This is a genomic window from Rahnella inusitata, from assembly GCF_018288855.1.
GTDB classification, from domain to species: domain Bacteria; phylum Pseudomonadota; class Gammaproteobacteria; order Enterobacterales; family Enterobacteriaceae; genus Rahnella; species Rahnella inusitata.
In genome coordinates, this window is sequence record NZ_CP065024.1 from 1,805,961 (window position 1) to 1,829,098 (window position 23,138).

A 23,138-nucleotide genomic window follows, 5' to 3' on the forward strand; every position below is an offset into this window, starting at 1 on the left:
TCCTTGATTTTCTTAATGATGATCACGATCAGTATTGATGTTTAGAATTTAAAACTATTACAAATCAATATATTGATCTAAAACCCCTCCGCTAGGCCATGATTTTACTCACGTCAAACTTATAATTTTTAATACTTTCATGAATAAAATTTATCACAAAGATAACTTTTTTTTAATACACTTAACTCAAATCATGCATATAACTTATGGAGTTTAGAGTAAAAAAATTCCTAAACGACATAACAGAAACACATAAAAAGCATCACTAAAATCAACTTTTGCTCGTTTTGCAGTCGCTCGTTTTACCCATCACCAGTTGGAAGTTAATCCATTGCTTTAATGGTCTTCTCGTTTGCGCGATAGCACCTCTCTGACGGGAGGGGTTGTTCGTGGCGGATTTGAGTAACAACTGGACTCAGACAGGGGTACAACATGGCTCAGAACGGCGGCGTAGTTATTGATGTTCTTGCTCGTAAAGATGGTGCAGTAATCTCTCAGATTTCTGATGCCAGTCAGGATGTTACCCTCAACCAATTGAGCATCGTGCGCGTTCACGCAACGCGCGATGCGGTCGCCAGCTACGAACGCGTGGGTAACGATCTGGTTATCCACATGAAAGATGGCCGTACCGTACGCTATCACAGCTTTTTCGATACGGATGGCAAAGGCCACCACAGCGAGCTGATTTTTGACGACGGTGTTCAACCGATTGAACACGCTGCTTTTGTCGATACCGGCGCGACGGCAGGCGCGGTCACGGTCGTTCCCGCGTATGAAACCATCCCCGACGTCGGTGTCTTACTGCTCGACTCTTCCAACTTTGACCCTGCAATCCTCGGCGCTGTCCTTGGTGTTGTCGCCCTCGGCGCAGGCATTGCTATTGCCGCAGGCGGCGGTGGTGGTGGCGGTGGTGGCAGCAGTAACAATGGTGGAAGCCAGGGAGGCAATAACGGCGGTAATAACGGGGGCAACAACGGCGGTAACAACGGCGGAACGGGCGGGGAGAACGGCGGCAACAATGGCGGAACCGGTGGAGAGAACGGCGGCAATAACGGCGGAAATACCGGTCAGGCTGCGAGTCTGACACTGGGAGCTTTTGCCGGTGACAACATTCTCAATGCGGCCGAAGCTCGCCTCGAGCAAATCTTCTCAGGTACAGCGGGAAATGTTGCCGCAGGCCAGACCATCACGCTGACTGTCAACGGTAAAAGCTATACCAGCACGGTAGGTGCAGACGGTAAATGGGACATTAATCTGCCTCCGGCTGATTTGGCTAATCTGGCAGACGGCACCTATGTCATCTCCGTGACCGTGACCGGCACCGACGGTAATTCAGTCACACAGGGTGTGACTGTCGTCGTGGACAGAACACCGCCAGTGGTCACTGTCGAACAGATTGCCAGCGATAATATCCTCAATGGTGATGAGCATCAGCAACCGCTGACTGTGAACGGTACGGCCTCAATTTCTGAAGCAGGACGCACCGTAGTTGTTACTCTCGGCGGCGTTGAATACAACGCAGTCGTTGGCGCGGACGGCAAGTGGTCGGTGACCATCCCGGCCGATGCGGTGCAGGCGCTGACCAATGGCGAATACACCCTCACGGCATCGCTGACCGATGCGGCCGGTAACCAGACCTCCACGCCTGCTGAATTTTTGGTAGACGACAACGCTGGCATTCTGACCATCAACCCGGTTTCCGGTGATGGCCAGCTGAATGCTGTCGAAGCGCAGTCTCCGCTGGTGATTTCCGGCAACGCAACCAACGTGCCGCAAGGCTCCGTTATCACCGTGACCTTAAATGGTCAGACGTACACCGGCACGACGGGCCCAAATGGTGCCTGGAGTGTGAATGTTCCGGCAGATGCTTTGCAGGCGCTGACCGATGGCACAACAACGCTCACCGTCAGCACCACAGATGCAGACGGCAATCAGATATCCACCACAGCCGATTTTAACGTGGCCGTGCATCCTGGCGAACTGACGCTGGTTCCGCCATTTGGCGATGGCACGCTCAATGCTCAGGAATCTGGCGGCGATCAGACGCTCACCGGGAATACTGGCCTGAAAGGCGACGGACAAACCGTCAGTGTGGTGATTGGCGGGCAAACCTATACCGGTACCGTAGCACCCGACGGAAGTTACAGTGTGAGCCTTCCGGCTGCCGCGCTGGCAACATTACCGCAAGGTAACAACGCGGTGGTCATCAACGTCACCGATACCGCCGGTAACCACACCACACTCAATACTGCGGTGTCTGTCGATACCCTTGCGCCAACCCTGACCGTGAACCCGCTGGCGGGAGACGGGCAGATTAGTCTGGCGGAAGCCGCAGGCGAGCTGACCCTTTCGGGGACGGCATCAGTCAGTGAAGCCGGTCGGACCGTCACCCTCACCGTCGGTGGACTCAGCTTTATCGCTGTCGTGGGCGACAATGGCGTCTGGAGTACTACCATCCCGGCGGGCGCGCTCAGCGGCCTGAATGGTGATTTCACCGTCACTGCGACGCTGTCCGATACCGCAGGTAACACCACCACCAATACCAGTTCAATTCACGTTGCTGCCGATGCCACGCTTCAGCCTGCAATCACCGTCGATATATTTGCCAGCGATAACGCTGTCGATGGTGCTGAAGTCAAAACCGCCCAGGTACTGAGCGGTACGACTACCCGCGTAGAAGCCGGTCAAATCGTCACCATCACCCTCAATGGTCAACAGTATCAGGCCGAAGTTCAGGCCAGCGGCAAATGGAGCGTGATCATTCCGGCTGCTGATATGGTGGCACTGGCTGACGGCTCACAAACCATCACCGTCAGCGTTGCTGATAAAGCCGGTAACCCGGCGACCGGCAGCGAAGATTTCACCGTCATCAGCACCGATGACGGTATCGCGATTGACCCTGTCACCGGCGATAACGTGATTAACGCCGTTGAAACCGCAGCGGGGATCACCATCAGCGGTACCACTTACGGTGTTGACGTTGGCGCACAGGTCACCGTCAAATTTGGCGCACTCACCCGTTATGCATTGGTGGGCGCCAACGGCAAATGGAGTCTGTTAATAAGTTCGTCTGATATCGCCGGGATCGACACCGCGACCACCTCGTTATCCGCTTCGGTTGTCGGCAGCAATGGCGATGTCCTGACTAACAGCGTCAATGTCGGGATCGACAACGTTGATCCTACGCCGACGTTGAATACGCCGTTTGGCGACAGCTTCCTCAATCTCGCCGAAGCGGCAGCCGGTCAGGCGCTCAGCGGTACCACCGGTAAAAGCGGCGAAGGCCAGACGGTGACCGTGACCGTTGGCGGGCAAACCTACACGGCGACTGTTGCCGCAGATGGCAGCTGGACGGTGACTCTCCCCGCGGCAGATTTGCAGGCATTGCCTCAGGGGCCACTGCAAATTTCTGTCACAGCAGCCGACGCGGCGGGAAATACTGCGACCGTGGTCTCCACGGCAAATGCTGATTTCACCGCTCCGGTTCTGACCGTCAATCCTGTTGCGGGCGACGGTTATGTCAGTATTGCCGAAGCGGCAGGCCCGATTGCTATCACCGGTACCGCGTCACTTTCCGAAGCCGGGCGCACGGTATCTGTGACGCTCAATGGCGAAACCTATACCGGTACCGTGCAGCCGAACGGCCAGTGGAGTATTACCGTTCCGGCGGGCGCGCTGTCAGCGGTCGCGGACGGGCAATATCCGCTGAGTGTTGAAATTTCGGATGCAGCAGGCAACAGCACCACCGTCACCTCAACCGTTCAGCTCGATGGCAATCCGGCAACGGCGCCGACCCTGACGCTCAATACCTTTGCGGGCAACAACGTGGTGGATGGCGCAGAACAACAGACGGCGCAAATCCTCAGCGGCACAACCACCCAGGTTGAAGCCGGTCAGACAGTGACTGTCACGCTCAACAATGTGACCTACACCGCCACTGTGCAGACGGGCGGCAACTGGAGTGTCAGCATTCCTTCGGCTGACCTGCTGGCGCTGCAAAACGGTTCCCTGACCCTGACGGCGACCGTCAGTGACAAAGCGGGCAATCCGGCGAGCGGCACTACAAATCTCACCGTCGATAACACCCTGAGCGGCCTGTCAGTCGAACCTCTGACCGGCGATAACCTGCTCAATGCCGCCGAAGCGGCGGCGGGCGTAACGCTCACCGGCACCTCGACCAACGTACCGGTCAACGGCGTTGTTACTCTCACGCTCAACGGTAAAACCTACACCGCTACCGTGGGCGTCGGCGGTGGCTGGAGCGTTCAGCTTCCGGCGGGCGATCTGGCTTTACTCTCTGACGGCACGCATACCCTCAATGTATCAGCGACCGATGCGGCCGGTAATCCGGTCAGCAGCAGCCTGAGCTTTGACGCGATCACCCACAGCCTGCCTTCTGTTACGCTGAATACGCCATTTGGTGATGGTCTGTTAAATGCAACCGAAGCGGGCAGTGTACAAACACTGAGCGGTTCAACCGGCGTCAGTGGCACCGGGCAAACAGTCACCGTCACGCTGGGCGGTAAAGATTATCAGGCGACAGTCGGCGCTGATGGCAGCTGGAGTGTCAGCATACCGTCAGCCGATCTCGGCGCGCTTACTCAGGGTGACGCACCGGTTCAGGTCGTTGCGAAAGATGAAGTGGGTAACGAAAGCCTGATCACCGCCAATGTCACTGTTGATACGGTAGCGCCGGTGGTCACGGTGGATCCGGTTGCCGTTGATGGCACCATTAACAACGCCGAAGCTGGCGCATTAATTCCTGTCACCGGGACTGCGGGCGTGGCGGAAGCCGGGCGTACGGTGACCCTGACCATTGCCGGACACACTTACACCGGCACTGTTTTGGATGACGGCAGCTGGACGGTGAACATTCCGGCCAATGCATTGATTAACGTGGCGAACGGTTCTTATACCCTGACCGCCAGCGTCTCTGACGCCGCAGGGAATACCGGCAGTGCCAGCGAAACGGTCACCGTCACAGCGAACCCGGCGCAGTTGCCGACCATCAGCGTGAATACCTTTGCGGGTAACAACGTCGTGGATTCGGCTGAAAATCAGGTTGTGCAGACCCTGAGCGGTACGACGTCCAACGTCGAAGCCGGTCAGATTGTCACTGTGACTATCGGGCCACTGAGTTACGAAGCTGTTGTTCAGGCCAGCGGTGCATGGAGCGTCAGCATTCCGGCAAATGCGCTGGAAAATGGCAACCTGACCGTCAACGTCTCGGTGAGCGATAAAGCCGGTAATCCGGCGACTGGCTCATCAGACTTCCTGGTCGATACCACGCTCGGCGGCATCGCCATCAATACCATCGCCGGTGATAACAACATCAACGCCAGCGAAGCGGCGCAGGGGGTTGTCATCAACGGTACGACCGCAGACGTGCCGGAAGGCACCACGGTCACCATCAAACTGGGCGGTATCACCTACACCACTACCACGGATGTTGACGGTAACTGGACGTACACCGTTCCGGCGGGGGATATTGCCAATCTGGCCGACGGTACCAGTCACGTTATCGTCTCGACGGTGACCACGGCCAACGGCACCGTGACCAGCCAGCAGGACGTGGGCATTTACACCACACTGCCGGAACCGACCCTGAATACGCCATTTGGCGATGGTCTGTTAGGGTCCACCGAAGCCACCACCGATCAGACGCTCACCGGTAAAACGGGCCTGACCGGCGATGGTCAGACTGTCACCGTAGAAATTAACGGCGTTCCTTACACCGGCACTGTGGCGACTGACGGATCATGGACCGTGACCGTGCCTTCCGCTGACTTGCAGAATCTGCCAGCCACGGATAACCCAATTATCGTGACCGTGACGGACGCAGCCGGTAATAGCAGCACGCTGACCGGCAACGTGAATGTAGATTTCACGCCGCCAACGCTGCTTCTCAATCCGGTGGCGACCGATGGTGTGATCAACACCGCTGAAGCCGCAAGCGGTCTGACCCTTAGCGGGACGGCATCACCAGAAGATGCGGGACAAACCGTCACGCTGACTTTCAATAACCAGACGTACACCGCGCTGGTACAGGGTAACGGCACCTGGAGTACCAGTATTCCGGGCGGCACGCTGACCGGTGTGGCCGACGGCGATTACACCCTGACCGCGACCCTCAAAGATGCGGCGGGCAACAGCACCACCACAACCGGACAGGTCACGCTGGATCAGACCGGACCGGTTCTGACCATTACGCCAGTCGGCGGTGACGGTCTGGTGAGTACGGCGGAAGTGACGTCCGGTATTACGCTCAGCGGAACAACGTCGCCTGACGAAGCCGGTCAGACGGTGACCATTAGCTTCAACGATAAATTCTTTACGGCGCTCGTCCTTCCCGATGGTTCGTGGAGCACAACCGTGCCTTCCACCGCGCTGGCCGGACTTCCGGCAGGCAGCTATACCGTGTCGGCGCTGATCAGTGATCCGTCCGGTAACCCGACGACGACCACCAGCCAGATAACGCTCGATCTCACTCCGCCAGCCCTGACGGTAAATCCACTGACCGGTGACGGACGTGTGAACGCTATTGAAGGGGCGGCCGACATTCAGGTCACCGGTTCAACCGATGCCGCTGAAGTCGGGCGCATTGTGACGGTGACCATTGCGGGGCTCAGTTATAACGCAACGGTTCAGGCGGACGGCACCTGGACGGCGACCATTCCGGCCGGTGTGCTGGCAAACGTCGTTAACGGTTCTTATCCGCTGACCGCGTCCTTATCTGATGCCGCCGGTAATACTGCCAGTGTCAGTGAAAACGTCAGCCTGGCTGCCAATCCGGCGGCACAGCCCGTCATCGACATCAACGACTTCGCTGGCAATAACCTGCTGGATGCGGCAGAAAGTCAGGTGGCGCAAACCCTGAGCGGTACAACCACGAACGTGGAAGCCGGTCAGATTGTGAATATCACGATTGGCGATGCCACCTTCACTGCCACCGTGTTAGCCAGTGGCGCATGGAGTGTGTCCGTCCCGGCGGCCACGTTGGGTGCTCTGGCGAATGGTTCAGTCACCATCAATGTCTCCGTTAGCGATCTGGCGGGCAACCCGGCCAGCGCGTCTGAAAACTTCACCGTGGATACCACGCTCGGCGGTGTGGGGATCGATATCATCGCGGGCGACAACAAAATCAATGCTCTGGAAGCGGCAAGCGGCGTGATCGTCAGCGGCACCACCTCTGACGTCCCTGAGGGAACCGACGTGCGCATTGTGATCGGTACGATTGACGTCACGGTACAGACCGCAGCCGACGGCACCTGGAGTTATACCCTGACGCCAGAGCAGGTGGCGACATTACCGGAAGGTACCTCGGCGGTTGTCGTGACCACCGTGACGACCGCCAATGGCCCGGTCTCCAGCGAACAGCCGCTGGGTATTTACACCACCCTGCCAACGCCGACTATTGAACCGGCCTTTGGTGACGGACGTCTGAGTATCGCTGAAGCGGCAACCGCCCAGACGCTCACCGGTACCACGGGTCTGACCGGTGACGGCCAGACGGTCACTGTAAGCATTGCCGGACAGAATTACACCGGCACCGTCGCCACAGACGGGACATGGACCGTCACCATCCCGTCCGATTCGCTGAAAGCGCTGCCAGCGGATGTGGACAATATTCTGGTCACCGTAACGGATGCGGCCGGTAACGGCGGCACCGTCAACGGTTCAGTCGCCGTGGACTTTACCGCACCGACGCTCAGTGTGGCGCTGGTGTCCGGTGATAACGCGATCAATGCGACCGAAATTCTCGGTGCGGTCGAACTGACCGGTACGGCGAGTCCGGAGGATGCAGGCCAATTCGTTCAGCTGACGTTCAATAACGTGACCTATACGGCGCAGGTGCAGCCCGATGGTTCATGGACCACCAACATCCCGGCGGGAGATCTGACCGGATTGCAGAACGGTAATTACATTCTCAATGCCAGCCTGACCGATCTGGCGGGTAACACCACTACGTTGCCGGTGACCATCGCCATTGCGACCACTTTACCGACACCGTCGATTACCGCGCCGTTTGGCGATGGTTATCTTAATGCGCTTGAGGCGGGCAGTGATCAAATCATCACCGGCAGCACAGGCGCGACCGGACCGGGGCAAACTGTTTCTGTCACCTTTGCCGGGGAGACCTACAACACCACGGCGGATGCGCAGGGACAATGGTCGATCACAATTGCGTCCACCGTGCTGGAAAACCTCACCGACGATACCTTGCCGATGGTGGTCACCGCCACCGATGCGGCGGGCAATTCCGGTACGGCGACCAACCAGATAACCGTTGATTTCACCGCGCCGGAGCTGGTCATTGGCGCCGTTGCGGGCGACAACATCATCAACGCGGCTGAAGCCCTGCAACAGGTGGTGATCAGCGGAACCTCAGACATCGCCGATGCCGGACAACCGGTGTCCGTGGTGCTGAATTTCAACGGTGTGACTTACACCGCGCTGGTACAAAACGACGGAAGCTGGAGCTTTACGCTGCCGGGTAACGTCGTGCAACAACTTCCTGATGGCCCGTACTCCTTAACCGCCACCCTCACGGATGCGGCGGGTAACATGACGACTGAAACGCGCAGCTTCACCGTGGATGCCGCCAGGGCCACTCTGCCTACGCTGACCATCACCGATATCGCGGGCGATGATTACATCAACGTGGCGGAAAAAACCGACGGTTTCACTATCACCGGGACCTCGACCAATATCGAAGCTGACCAGCCGGTCAATGTACTGTTCAATAACGTCAGCTATCCGACCACCGTGGGTACTGATGGCAGCTGGTCGGTGAATATTCCGGCATCTGCCCTGACGGGGCTTTCCGATGGGCCTCTGGTGGTGACAGCGGGCTCGCTCGATAGCTCTGGCAACCCGGCGAGTACCACCCACAACGCGACCGTGATTGCCCAGGCGGGTGATTTACCGACCGTAACCATCAAAACGGTGTCCGGCGATGACATTATTAACTCGCAGGAGCACAACCAGCCGCTGACCCTCAGCGGGACCACCACCCACGTACCGACCGGTAATATCATCACCGTCACGTTGAATAACGTCACCTATTCGCCGTTGGTGCAGTCTGACGGCTCGTGGAGCGTCACACTCACCGTGGCGCAAACTCAGGCGTTACCGGAAGGCGACAATCTGATCACTGCGACGGCGACAGATATCGCGGGTAACCCGGCCAGTGCTACGCATGACATTACTGTTCACACGACGCCAACGCTGCTGACCGTTGATGTTGATACCGGGCTGGATAATATCCTCAATGCTGCGGAAGTGCTGACCGGCCTGCCGGTGAGCGGCATCACGGAAAGCAACGTTACCGTCACGGTGAAACTCAACGGCATCACCTACACCACGGTTTCTGATAACGACGGCAACTGGAATGTCACCATTCCAACGCTCGACCTGCGGGGAATCACCACCGACGGGCTGAAAACCGTCGAGGTCAGTGTCACGGGGGCTGATGGCAATACCAACACGGTGACCGATGATTTCACGCTGGCTATTAACACCCTGCCAACGCTGACGATTGGGCCAGTGGCGGGAGACAATATTCTCAATATTGCTGAATCAGCGGCAGGCTTTATCGTCACGGGGGCAGCGTCCAATCTGCCGGACGGCACTGCGGTTATTCTGACCATCGGTACAGTGCAGTTCAACGGCACAGTGACCGGCAATGTCTGGACCGCGAACGTCGGTGCCGGACAGCTCAATGTGCTGCTCGGTTCCGCGGCGGATATTTCCGTGACAGCGGTGGACGCCGTCACCGGCAATACCGCCTCTGTCAGCGGCAGCCTGACGGTTGACCTGACGCCGGTGCCTGCTCCGGTGATTAATCAACCGTTTGGCGATGGTGCACTCAACGCAGCTGAAGCGGCAGCAGACCAAATTATCAGCGGCACTACCGGTATCACGGATGTGAAATCGGTGCTGGTCACCGTGGGTACCACCCAGATTATCGCCACGGTGAATCCGGACGGCTCATGGTCTGCAACTATTCCTTCTGACGTGCTTTCTGCGTTACCTGACAGCACTGCCGGTACCCCGGTTACCGTGGTAGTGACAGACGTTGGCGGTAACTCCAACAGCACAACCATTAATGTGCCGACTATCGTGAACGATCTGCCACTGGCGACCGTGACTGACAGTTTTGGCGGTCTTATCAACTACGCAGAAGCGCAGGCGGGCGGGACGCTGAGCGGCCTCACCGGTGCCACCACCGCCGGGCAAACTGTCGTGGTGAACATCAACGGCACTGACTACACCACCGCCACGGTCGATGCGGCGACGGGCACGTGGGAGCTGGCATTGCTGCCATCCCAGCTGGCAACACTGCCAAACGGTAACTGGACGGTTACCGTCACCGTGACTGATGCCGTGGGTAACTCCAGCACTGACAGCGAAATTCTGGGCGTCCAGATTTCGCTTCCGGCGGCACCGGTTATCGATCAGCTGTTTGGCGACAGCGTACTGAACTTCGCAGAAGCCGCGACAGCGCAGACGATCACCGGCGCGACGGGGATCACCGGCAACGATCAAAGCGTTCAGGTGACAATCGCCGGGATCACCGGCAGTCCGTTTACCGTGACGCCAGCCGCTGACGGCACGTGGAGCCTGGAATTGTCCCCGGCACAACTGGCGCAGTTTGGCACCACCGGCGATCACACCATTACGGCGACGGTCACCGATCAGTACGGCAACACCAGTCTGGCGGCGAGTTCCACCTTCACCGCCGATGTGACGCAACTGACGCCGACCATCACCGACAGTTTCGGCCCTGTGCTGAACATTGCCGAAGCGGCGGGTGTGGTGTCGATTGGCGGATTATCAGGGGCGCTGGGTAACCAGAATGTGACCCTGACCGTTGATGTGGGCGGCAAAACCTATCCGGCCACCGTAATACCGGCAACGGGCGAATGGACGGTCAGTATTCCGGCAGGCGTACTCAGTTCGCTGACCGGTACGGATCATACTTTCATCGTTAACGTCACCGATGCCAACGGCAATACGGGCAGCAGTACGCTCAGCTTCACTACCGACTTCACGCCTCCGGTTATCACGATTACAGACGTGTTTACCGATGGTTACCTCAATGCGAGTGAACTGCTGGCAGGCGCGGCGATCACCGGGACGTCCGATGCGCCATTTGGCAGCACGGTCTCCGTGAATATCGGTGCGGCCGGTCCGTTTACCACCACCGTGGACGCAGGCGGAAACTGGACGCTGACGCTGAATAATACTCAGCTTTCTACGGTTGCACAGGGCAATCTGGCCATCACCGCGACCGTCAGTGACGAGAACGGTAACCCGGGTGCGGCAACCGGCAGCGTGATTGTGGCCTCTTCCGGCACAGGTCTGCCTGCCATCGACATCAATACCTTTGTCGGCGGCGACGGCCTGAATTACACCGAGAGTCTTTCACCGCAAATCTTGTCGGGTACCACCAGCAAGATTGCGGTCGGGTCTACGGTCACTATCACTATTCCTGGTGTGGCGGGCCCGTTAACGGCCATCGTCGGCGAGGGCGGTTCCTGGTCGCTGACACTGACACCCGTGCAGCTTCAGGCGATCACCAACAACAGCACCATCAGCGTTTCTGTCACGGATGTCGCGGGCAATACCGCGACCGACACTCTCCCGAACTTTGGGGTCGATCTGACTGTGCCAGCGCTGCCATCCATTTCCCTCAACGTGGTCGCAGGTGATAACTACATCAACCTTGCTGAACACAACACCGGCACCATCACTCTTTCCGGTGCCGCTGCCGGGCTTGGTGTAGTTCCGGGTGTCTCACAAGTCGCTATTCTGGTGGGGGTAACGCCAGTTACAGCGACCGTTCTGGCCGACGGGACATGGACGGTTAATGTGCCAGCCAATTTATTTACTGATGGCAGCAGCACGGTTATTACAGCAACGGTGCTTACTGCGACAGCGAACCAGACCGTACTTACCGATCTGACGCCGCCGGTACTCACACCGGGCAACATCAGTGCAGACAACAACGTGCTTAATGCCACCGAAGCCGCGGCGAATCAGGCCATCAGCGGCACCGCAGACACGGGCGATGTCGGGCGTACCGTTACCATCACCATGAACGGCAAAACTTACACCGCCGTGGTGCAGGGCGGAGGCGGCTGGAGTGTTGGCGTCCCGGCGTCTGACTGGAATGCACTTGGACAGGGCGATAACAGCTATACCGCATCGCTTACCGATCTGGCCGGTAACAACACCACCGTCACGCATAACTTCACGGTCGATACCGTGGGCGCGTTGCTGACGCTGGGCGTGACCAGCGGCGGAGGCGATCTGGTCGATAACGTCCTGAGCCTGACCGAAGCCTTACTGGGCACCGTGATCGGCGGCACCTCCGATGCCGGTACCAATTCAGTGGTCACAGTGAAAATTGCCGGTATCACCGTGGGTACCGCTAACGTTCAGGGAGATGGCACCTGGAAACTGACCCTGCTGCCAGAGCAGTTAACCGGACTGGCTCTTGGTGACGGCACACATCTGGTTTCTGCGTCAGTTGCTGACTCGGCGGGTAACACGACGGATGTGAATCTGGGTCTGAATCTCCAGTTCAATCAGCTGCTTGATGTCAACCTGCTGACCGGTCTGCCGGTGCTTAACGGCGCGGCGCTGCTGGTCAATCAGGTGCTTAGCGGCAGCACAACCGATGCCGGTGCAGGATCTACCGTCAACGTCAAACTGGGCGATACCGTGCTGGCGAGTTCTGTTGTCGGCGCAGACGGCAACTGGAATCTGGCGCTGCTGCCAAACGTATTGCAGGGATTGTTGCAGGGGAATAATGCCCTGACGCTGTCTATCACCGATCAGTACGGCAACGTGCATTCCGAACCGCTGGATATTCGGGTGGCTTCCCTTGCACCGGTGATTGATACCGTCGGCGGTCTGCTGGCGGGCACCACCAGCCTGCTCAACACCACCACAACCGGTGTTGAACAGGTGGTCAGCGGAACCACCACGGCGGTCAACGGCACACTGGCCACCCTGAAAGTGGGTGCGCTGACCTTCACCGGAAACGTCGTTAACGGCGTGTTCTCCATTGCCGTACCGGCGCATGCGCTGGATACGCTGGCCGACGGCGTGGTGCCGGTAGTGCTTTCCGTGGCAGATGCCGCGGGCAACATTACCACCCAGACCCTGGGGAACCTGACCGTTGCGGTGAATAACCTGCCGCAAATTGTGCTGGATCCTCTGTTCGGTGATGGCCTGCTTAACGCCGCGGATTTACTGCTCAATCAGGTAGTCACCGGAACCGTGAAGAACGTGGCGGCGGGTTCTACCGTGGCTGTCACCGTGGGCAACAACCCGGCGATTAACGCCACGGTAGATGCCAGCGGACACTTCTCGGTCACCGTGCCAAACAATCTGCTGACGAATCTGCTCAACGGATTGCTGGATGTGAAAGTGGATGTGAATGCCACCAACGGCAACACCGGCACCCTGACTACGGAGGCGACCGTCAATATCACGGCGCCAACCGTAACCCTCAATACGCCGTTCACCGATGGCCTGCTGAGTGCGGCGGATGCGCTGCTGACGCAGACCATCAGCGGGATCGCCAGCGGCGTGGCGACCGGTTCGACGGTCAGTGTGGTCGTTAACGGCAAAACCTATCTGGGCACGACCACTAATGCGGCCGGGAATTTCAGCGTCACGCTGCAACCGGGCGACCTCGGTCTGTTCCAGGACGGCAGGCTGGACATCAGCGCATCTGTCGCCAACGCCGTGGGCAACCTTGGTTCGGGCGCAGCTTCCGCAAACGTCATCATTCATTCTCTGCCGAAAGTGGTGCTCGATCCGCTGTTTGGTGGCGACGGTATCCTGAATCTGGCTGAATCCCTGCTGTCTCCGGTGATAAGCGGTACGGTCATCAACGGTCGTGAGGGGGAAACCGTCACCATCAGTCTGGGCGTGTTAAACCTGACCGCCACGGTCGGTGCCGACGGCAAATTCAGCGCTGCATTGAATGCCGCCAATCTGACTAATCTGCTCGACGGCAACCTGACGCTGGGTGTCACCGTGACCGATACGGTCGGCAACACGGCGACCACCAATGCCGGTGTGACGGTCGGTATTCACGCTGCACCGGGCATTGTGCTTAACCCTGTCTTCGGCGACGGCATTCTCAACGTGGTGGATCTGCTCACGGCGCAGACCATCAGCGGTGTGGCGAGCAACGTGGCGCAGGGAACGCAGGTAACGGTGACGTTGGGGGGCAAAACGTATCTGGCGACGGTCGGTATCGGTGGCGCATTCAGCGTGGCCGTGCCAACGCTGGATCTCGGCAGCCTGATTAACGGCTCGTTTGACGTGGTGGCTAAAGTCGTGGATGGCGTCGGTAATCAGGCAACGCAAACCGGCGTGCTGAGCGTTATCGCGCAGTCTTTGCCAACCATCACGCTGGACAGCATCTTCGGCGACGGTTTGCTGAACGCCGCAGATGCGCTGTTAACCCAGACCATCACCGGCCACACCACCAATGCGGTGGGGTCTACCGTCACGCTGACGGTCGGAAATTCTACCGTCAGTGCGTTGGTGAAAGCGGACGGCACGTTCTCTGCTAACGTCGGCGCGTCAATACTGGGGGCTCTGACGGACGGCGTGCTCAACGTCAGTGCGAACCTGACCAATGCCGCCGGGCACTCTACCTCCGGTACGGGCTCGGCGTCGGTCGGATTGCATCTGCCGACGATCAACATCCCGTTACCATCCCTGTTTGGTGGCGATGGCTTCCTCAACCTGAGTGAAGCCAGCAGCAGCGAAACCGTGAGCGGAACCACCAACGCGGCGAACGGCAGTCTGGTGTCCGTGACGGTCGGCGGCATCACGCATACCGGTACGGTCACTAACGGTGCCTGGAATGTGGCGTTCACCTCGGCAGAACTGAAAGGCATTGCTGACGGTGCAACCCAGGTCGGGGTCGCGATTACCGACTTGCTCGGCAACGTGAGCAACACGACTCAGGCGCTGACGGTGAAAACCCATGCGTTGCCGGTCGCGTCTCTCGACGCACTCGGTTCGCTGACCGGTTTGCTGGGCGGCATTTTGGGCTCGGGGCTGACACTCACGGGTAAGAGCCGCAACATCGGCGCAGGCGGTGTGGTGCTGGTGACCTTACTGGGGAATACGTTGTCCGGGATCGTGCAGGCCGACGGGACATGGACGGTGAAATTCAGCAGTGCGGTGTTCAATGCCTTCAGCATCCTGAACCTCCCGGCGCTGCTGGCGGCACTGACCGGCGACGTGGTGGAACTGCGCGCCACGGACGTGGCAGGTAACGGGTTCGACGTTCACGTCGGGCTGTCCGGTGGTTCGACGCTACCGCCGGAAACACTGGCAGCGCAGGCCAGCCTGCTCTCCACCACTGACGATAGCCATGCACTGGCGGGCGCAAGTATCACTACCGATTCGACGTCCACCACCGATACCACGCATGCCGCGAGCACGCTGGTCTCTGCGCTGGCGACAACGGAGACCACTACCACGGCGTCCGCAGCGGAAACGACCGCTCATGCCGATACGGTGTTCTCCATCGGCGGTGTGGCGATCGACCTGACCGCCACCAACGGTGAGGCCATCGGTGGCGCGGGCAACGACACCATCTCTGTGCACACGCTGGACTTCGGCCTGATCGACGGCGGCACCGGCACCGATACCCTGTTGCTGGCAGGCACCAATCAGCACCTGGATCTGACGTTGCTCGGGCTGAAAGTTGAACATATCGAAATCTTTGATCTGGGCAACTCCGGCACCAACAGCATCTCGCTGAACCTGCATGAAGCGCTGACGGTGAAAGATAATCCGACCGATGAAGTGGTGATTAAAGGGGGCGAGGGCAGTCTGGTGAATCTGCAAATGGGCACCGACGGCGCATGGACGGAAACCGGGCAACGCACGGTGGATGGCCTGACCTTCGACGTTTATCACAATGCGGCAATGGACGCGTCCAATACGTTGGGAGACGTACTGGTACAGCACGGTTTACACGTTCAACAAAACTAAGACTTTGCTCCTCCCTCTGCGAAGGGGGAGGCGGGGACGGGGATTGCTGGCGACTGAGTCGCCAAACCCACACCCCATCCCAACCTCCCCTCGAGAGAGGGGAAGGAGCAAATCCATCTATCGGCGTAATTAAGTGGTGTCGGTAATGAAAAATAAGACAGTGAAACGGCGAGCAGCCGTGTTGTTGGGCACCTTGTGCCTGACGGCTTTAACAGGGAACTTCGACGTATGGGCGGCTGACAAACAGCCGGAATTTAACTGGCAGGCTGCGCCGACGGAAGAGATGCGCGCCAGCCTGTCGTTACGTGATGCGATTTTGCGGGCGTTCGCGCGCAACCCGCAAATTGCTGAGGCGGCGGCGCAAATTCGCGTCGGCAACGGCAATCTTGATGAAGCCAAAAGTGCGTGGTATCCGCAGATTTCCCTGCAGGGAACCGCGGGCAAATCTCACCAGACGGACTCGGCGGGCAGCCTGAGCAATAACGCCTCCGCCGGGATCCAGCTGAGCCAGTTGCTGTACGACTTTGGTCGCACCGGCGGCAGTATCGATCAGCAGGAATACCTGTCTGACTCCTATCGCTATTCCCTCTACAGCACCATGACCGACGTCGCGCTCAGCACGATGCAGGCCTATCTGTCTGTCAAACGCTACCAGGCACTCAGCCTCGCGGCCCGCGATAATATTGTTTCTATCGAACGTGTGAAAGACACCGCCAGACTGCGCGCCGATGCCGGGCTGAGTTCGCAGTCCGACGTATTGCAGGCCGAAACCCGCATCGCCGGGATGCGCGCCACGGTTGAACAGTACCGCGCCCAGCAGCGCTCGGCGCAGGCGCAGCTGACGGTACTGACCGGCGTGGTCTCCGATAATCTGCCGGATCTGCCGCAAAGCCTGCTGGATCAGAAAGTCACCCTCGACAAAATCCCCTATGAGAACAGCACGCTGGTTCGTGCGGCGCAGGCCAAGCAACAGGCGGCGATCCAGCTGGTCAATCAGACCGAGGCGCAGCACTGGCCGACGTTGAAAATTCAGGCCGGTCGCACCCGTTACGAAAATACCGGCGGTGGCGGTTCCTACTGGGACGATCAGGTGCAGCTGGCGGTAGATGCGCCGGTGTATCAGGGCGGCGCGGTGAGCGCCAAAGTGCGCGCGGCGGAAGGCCAGCGTCAGGCGGCGCAGGCGGACGTGGAAAAAGCCAAGCTCGACATTAACCAGAAAGCCTCGACCGCCTACGCCGACATGATAGGCGGCCAGCAGCGTCAGGTGGCGGGCGAAGAACAGTACGGCAGCGCCACGCACACCCGCAGCGTCTATCAGGACGAATACAAACTCAGCAAACGCAGCCTGAACGATTTACTCAGCGTCGAACAAGACGTTTTTCAGGCTGACACCATGCGCATCGGCGCACTGTATGACGGATGGGACGCCACGGTGCGCTACGCCGCGGCGGTGGACAATCTGGTCGATATGTTAGGCATCGACCGCCAGAAACAAACCGGTGACACCATCCCGTCGCTGTAAAGGTCAGGCACGACGGGAATGACCCAGAAGCATTCGATAACGAGGTTGAAATGAGTAATGAGACAGCAACACCTTTGTCGATAGACGTCTGGATAAGCGCCATGGGGCGCGTGGCCGAATCCTTCGGTAAACCAGCCGATCCGCTTTATCTTCGCCAGCAAATGCGCTGGTTCGAACATCAGCCATTGCGCCGTCAGCTCGATCGCCTCAGCGGTCTGATGGGTTTACAGGTCGGCATGGTCAGCTGGAGTCAGGTGCGCTGGCGCCAGGAAGTCTTGCCCGCCGTGGTCACGCTGAAACAGGGTGGCATTGCGGTACTGGAAAATCTGCATGATGACGGCACGGTCGATTACTGGCTGAGCGACGGCGGCGATTTACTGCGCTCGATGGAACTGGCGATGATGCTCGAACAAAGCACCGGCCCGGTCTTCTTAGTCGGCGTGGCACCGCGCGGGCGCGATCAGCGCATCGACCAGTTCGTGCAACCGCACCGCAAACACTGGTTCTGGGAAAACTTCCGTGGTTCAGGGCGGAAAATCGCCGAAATCTCACTGGCCTCAATCATTGGTAACGTGCTGGCGCTGGCCGGCATTCTGTTCTCGATGCAGGTCTACGACCGCGTTATTCCGGCGCAATCTTTCCCGACGTTATGGGTGCTGTTTTTCGGCGTGGTGCTGGCGGCGGGGCTGGAATATATCATCCGCCTGATGCGCACGCTGGTCTCTGATCTGATGGGTAAACGCATCGATCTCAAAGTTTCCTCGCTGTTTTTTGTGCGGGCGATGAACATCAAAAATGACGACCGGCCAAAATCCACCGGTTCCTTTATCTCTCAGCTACGCGAAATCGATCAGGTGCGCGAACTCCTCACCTCGACCACCGTCAGCGCTGCCGCTGACATGCCGTTCGTGCTGCTGTTCCTTGGCATTATGTTCTTTATCGGCGGCCCGCTGGTGATCATCCCGCTGCTGGCCATCCCACTGATCGTCATTCCCGGCATTTTGATCCAGTGGCCGATGGCCAAACTGGCGAAAGAGGGGATGCGTGAAAGTGCGCTGCGCAATGCGGTACTGGTGGAAACCATAGAAGGAATCGAAGACATCAAAGCGTTACAGGCTGAAGCCTACTTTCAGCGTCAGTGGGAACAGACGCACGAAGTGAGCGCAGCGGTCGGCATGAAGCAGCGTCTGTGGGGCGCGCGCCTGACCGGCTGGGCGTCGACGGTGCAGCAGCTGACCTACGGCGGCATGCTGGTGTTCGGCGTGTATCTGGTGCTGAGCGGCGATATCACCACCGGTACGCTGGTGGCCTGCAGCATGTTGTCATCGCGCACCATCGCGCCGCTGATGCAGCTGACCATGGTGTTCTCCCGCTGGCAGCACGCCAAAAGCGCCATGCACGGGCTGGATGAATTGCTGAAAAAACCCATCGACCGCCCGGCAGATGCCGAGTTGTCGCACTGTCCGACGCTGAGCGGCCACTTCAACGTACGCAATCTGCAATATACCTACGATAAGGAGAATGCGCCGAACGTGCTCGGCATCGGCCAGCTGGAGATCAAACCCGGCGAGCGCGTGGCGATCCTTGGCAAAGTCGGCGCGGGGAAATCCACGCTGCTGAAACTGCTCTCAGGCCAGGCCAGCCCGTCGCAGGGGAAAATCCTGATCGACGGCGTGGACATGACCAAAGTCGAACCGGCCGATATTCGCCGCCAGCTCGGCTATCTGTCGCAGGATTCGCGCCTGTTCTTCGGCACGCTGCGGCAGAACCTGATGCTCGGTTATCCGCACGCCAGCGATCAGGAAATGTTGCAGGCGCTGCGCATCAGCGGCGCGCTGTCGATGGTGCAGGCCGACGCCTCCAGCCTCGATAAAGTGATTAATGAAGGCGGGCGCGGGCTTTCCGGCGGCCAGCGGCAAATGGTGATGCTAAGCCGCTTGATCCTGCGTAATCCGCAGGTGGTGCTGCTTGATGAACCGACGGCGTCGATGGATGAAGCGCTGGAAGAGTACGTGATCCGCCAGCTGCATACCTGGCTGGTGGGACGGACGCTCATCGTGGTGACGCACCGTCCGGCGCTGCTCAAGCTGGTGGACAGAATTGTGGTGATGGACAACGGTCGCGTCGTGGCCGACGGGCCGCGTGACAAAATTCTGGCGACCGCCGCCAACAATACGCCTGTACCTGCCGTTGCGGCAGCCACTGACAACCGACAAGGCGCAGCCTGAGCTGCTGAGGACACCGCATGGCACATTTGACATTGCATGATGAGCTGGAAGCCGAAGGTCGCAAAGTCTCGTGGATTATCTGGGCATCGCTCGCCAGCCTGCTGATCTTCTTCATCTGGGCCCGGTTCGCGGTGCTCGATGAAGTGACGGTCGGTACCGGCAAAGTAACGCCATCGAGCAAAGCGCAGCAGATAGACTCCCTCGACGGCGGCGTGATTTTAAAACTGCTGGTACAGGAAGGCTCGGTGGTCAATCGCGGACAGCTGCTGGCGCAGCTTGACCCGACCCGATCGCGGTCCAACTTTGGTGAAGCGGCATCGCGGGTGCGCACGCTGCGCGCCTCCTCCGAGCGCCTGAGCGCCGAGCTGACCGGCGCGCCGCTCAAATTTAGCCCGGAAACCATGAAATCGCCGGAACTGGTGGCGCGTGAGCGTCAGCTCTATTTATCGCGCAAGCAGAACCGCGATGAAACGGTCAGCAATCTCCAGCAGTCGCTGAAACTGGTGAACGACGAAATCAATATGACACAGCCGCTGGTGGCCAAAGGCGCGGCGGGGCAGGTGGAAGTGATCCGCCTGAAACGTCAGGCCAGCGAACTGCGCGGAAAAATCGACGATGCGATTAACCAGTACGCAGTGCGTGCGCGCGAGGAGCAGGTGAAAAACAACGCCGATCTGGATGCGGAAATGCAGGTAATGGCCGGCAAGGAAGATCAGGTGACGCGCTCAGAGCTGTATTCGCCGGTGCATGGCATCGTCAAAGACATTCAGGTCTCCACCGTCGGCGGCGTGTTACAACCTGGCGGCAAGCTGATGGAAATCGTTCCTATCGAAGACCAGTTGCTGATCGAAACCCGCATCAACCCGCGTGACATCGCCTATATCCGTCCGGGTTTACCGGCTACGGTGAAAATATCGGCCTACGATTCGTCGATTTATGGCGATCTCGAGGGCAAAGTCGAAGGCGTATCGCCGGACACTTTGCAGGATGAAGTGAAGCGCGATCAGTACTATTACCGGGTCTACGTGCGCACCGACAAAGCCTTCCTGACCAACAAAGCCGGTCGTCAGTTCCCGATCGTACCGGGGATGGTGGCTAACGTGGATATCAAAACCGGTCAGAAAAGTGTGCTGGATTATCTGATTAAACCATTGAATAAGGTGAAGGAATCACTGAGGGAACGTTGAGATCTGCGGCTGAGGGGTATCTGGTTTGCTCCTCCCCCTTCGCAGGGGGAGGAGCAAAGCAAACCAACTCAGTAACTTCTTTAAAAAGGGTGAGATGGCGCGATCTTTTACTTCACACTCACATCAATATCCCCGAAGTATTTCTTCGACAGCGTTTTCACAGTGCCTTCCTGCTTAACCTTCGCGATGGCTTTATCGAGTTTTTCTTTGGTGGCTGTATCACCTTTGCGCAGGCCGAAGGCGATGCCGCTGCCGAGGATTTTATCGTCACGCACCGCGTCGCCGACAAATCCGTAATCTTTACCGTCAGGCCGCGACAGGAAACCGGTCTGACCGGCCGGTGCCAGCACTAAAGTACCGTCGAGGCGGCCGGAGGAGAGATCCAGATAGACCTGGTTTTGATCCTGATACGAGACGACATCGACGCCTTTCGGTGCCCAGTGGGCCTGGGCGTAACTTTCCTGAATCGAACCCTGCAACACGCCGATATGTTTACCTTTGAGCGACGCCACATCAGGCAGCAGGCCGGAATCTTTTTTGGCGATAAGTTTGCTCGGGACGCGGTAAATCACGTCGGTGAAATCAATCGCCTGACGGCGTTTCTCAGTGACGTTCATGGCCGAGTTAATGGCGTCAAATTTACGTGCCTGCAATCCTGCAATCAGGCTGTCGAATGAGGTATCCACCCAGTCGCATTTCAGGCTGGCGGCGGCGCAGACGGCATTGCCCAGATCGATATCAAAACCCTGTAATTCGCCGGTGGCACTCTTAGATTCAAACGGCGGGTACTGTGCTTCCAGACCAAACTTCAGCGCAGAACCGTCGGCCAGTGCGGAAAAGGAGGCCACGGCGCAGCCTAACAGCAATGCGATTTTCAATTTTTTCATTATTCACACTTCCCCAGCGTTATGTTGACAGATAAAAGTCAGTGAAAAGGCTCAGACGCGACACAGACGGCGGGCGCCTTCATACAGCGTGTCGTTATCTTTTGCGAAACTCAGGCGGATAAGCCCTGTAGGTTTGTTATTGCTGTAAAACGCCGACAGCGGAATGGTGGCTATCTGATGATCACGGATCAGACTCAGCACAAATTCGTCGTCGGAGAGCGGGCTGAAATGGCTAAAACGCGCCAGCATAAAGAAGCTGCCACGGCTGGGCAGTAATTCAAACCGGGATTCACTGAGCGCATCGGCCAGTAAATCACGTTTTTGCTGATAAAAATCCGCCAGGCCGAGATAACTCTGCGGATCGGCCATCGCTTCGGCGAAGGCCACCTGCATCGGCGTATCGGCGGAGAACATCATAAACTGATGCACTTTGCGGATTTCACTCATCAGTTCAGCGGGCGCAAGGCAGTAACCCACGCGCCAGCCGGTAACGTGATAGGTTTTGCCAAATGACGACACAATCACGCTGCGCTCGGCCAGCTGCGGATGGCAGGCCATGCTCTCATGGCGTTCGCCGTCGAACACCACGTGTTCGTACACTTCATCGGACAAAATGATGATGTCGGTGTTTTCGGTCAGCGCGGTCAGACGTTCGATGTCGAAATCGGTAAAGATCGCGCCGGTCGGGTTGTGCGGGCTGTTGATGATGATCATCCGCGTGCGGCTGTTAATGGCGCTCGCCACCTGATCCCAGTCGATGCTGAAATCATCCATCGACAGCGCAATCGCCACCGGCTTCGCGCCCTGCAAGCGGACAATCGGCGCGTAGCTGTCAAACGAGGGTTCGAAGTAAATCACCTCATCGCCCGGATGCACCAGCGCGCTGATGGCGGAATACAGCCCTTCGCTGGCGCTGGCCATCACCGTGACTTCGGCGTCGGCATCGTAATGGCAGCCGTAGAGCGCATCGACTTTGGCCGACAGCGCATGGCGCAGTGCCGCCACGCCGCTCATTGGCGCATACTGGTTATGACCTTCGCGCATGGCTTTGGTCACGCTGTCGATAAGTGATGGCTGACAGGAGAAATTCGGCGCGCCCTGTGACAGGTTCAGGGCATTGTGCTCGGCGCTCAGCTGACCAATCACGGTGAAAATCGTGGTGCCGACGTCGGGTAATTTTGACTGCGGTAACAGTGCGCTTTTCATAGCAGGCTTCCCAATAAATCAGGCCAGACGGCCATAAGCGGGTTAAAACGGGTGTTCAACGATTAAGCAA

General features: G+C 58.4%; 6 protein-coding genes. 4 read left to right on the forward strand and 2 right to left on the reverse strand.

Translation table 11 applies throughout. From position 1 onward, the window contains the following. Positions 1–432 precede the first annotated feature (432 nt). From I2123_RS08490 to I2123_RS08505, 4 genes are all read left to right on the forward strand, one after another. The gene (locus tag I2123_RS08490) at positions 433–16,038 is read left to right on the forward strand and encodes an Ig-like domain-containing protein (protein WP_213052195.1); all 15,606 of its coding nucleotides are present in this window, start codon (positions 433–435) and stop codon (positions 16,036–16,038) included. 145 nt (positions 16,039–16,183) lie between these two features. Beyond that, on the forward strand, positions 16,184–17,560 hold the full coding sequence (locus I2123_RS08495) for a TolC family outer membrane protein (protein ID WP_112166951.1): 1,377 nt from the start codon (positions 16,184–16,186) through the stop codon (positions 17,558–17,560). A 50-nt stretch (positions 17,561–17,610) separates the two neighbouring features. After that, positions 17,611–19,788 carry a type I secretion system permease/ATPase gene (locus I2123_RS08500; RefSeq protein ID WP_213052196.1) on the forward strand — a complete coding sequence of 726 codons (2,178 nt, stop codon included), beginning with the start codon at positions 17,611–17,613 and terminating at the stop codon, positions 19,786–19,788. 17 nt (positions 19,789–19,805) lie between these two features. Then, positions 19,806–20,975, forward strand: coding sequence for a beta-barrel domain-containing protein (locus I2123_RS08505; RefSeq protein WP_213052197.1), 1,170 nt, complete (start codon positions 19,806–19,808; stop codon positions 20,973–20,975). A 107-nt stretch (positions 20,976–21,082) separates the two neighbouring features. On the opposite strand, the gene I2123_RS08510 is transcribed toward I2123_RS08505, so the two are convergent. Together I2123_RS08510 and I2123_RS08515 are read right to left on the reverse strand one after the other, a co-directional pair. Continuing rightward, on the reverse strand, positions 21,083–21,862 hold the full coding sequence (locus I2123_RS08510) for an ABC transporter substrate-binding protein (RefSeq protein ID WP_112166954.1): 780 nt from the start codon (positions 21,860–21,862) through the stop codon (positions 21,083–21,085). Positions 21,863–21,913: 51 nt separating this feature from the next. Beyond that, positions 21,914–23,068 carry a methionine aminotransferase gene (locus I2123_RS08515; RefSeq protein WP_112166955.1) on the reverse strand — a complete coding sequence of 385 codons (1,155 nt, stop codon included), beginning with the start codon at positions 23,066–23,068 and terminating at the stop codon, positions 21,914–21,916. Positions 23,069–23,138 lie beyond the last annotated feature (70 nt).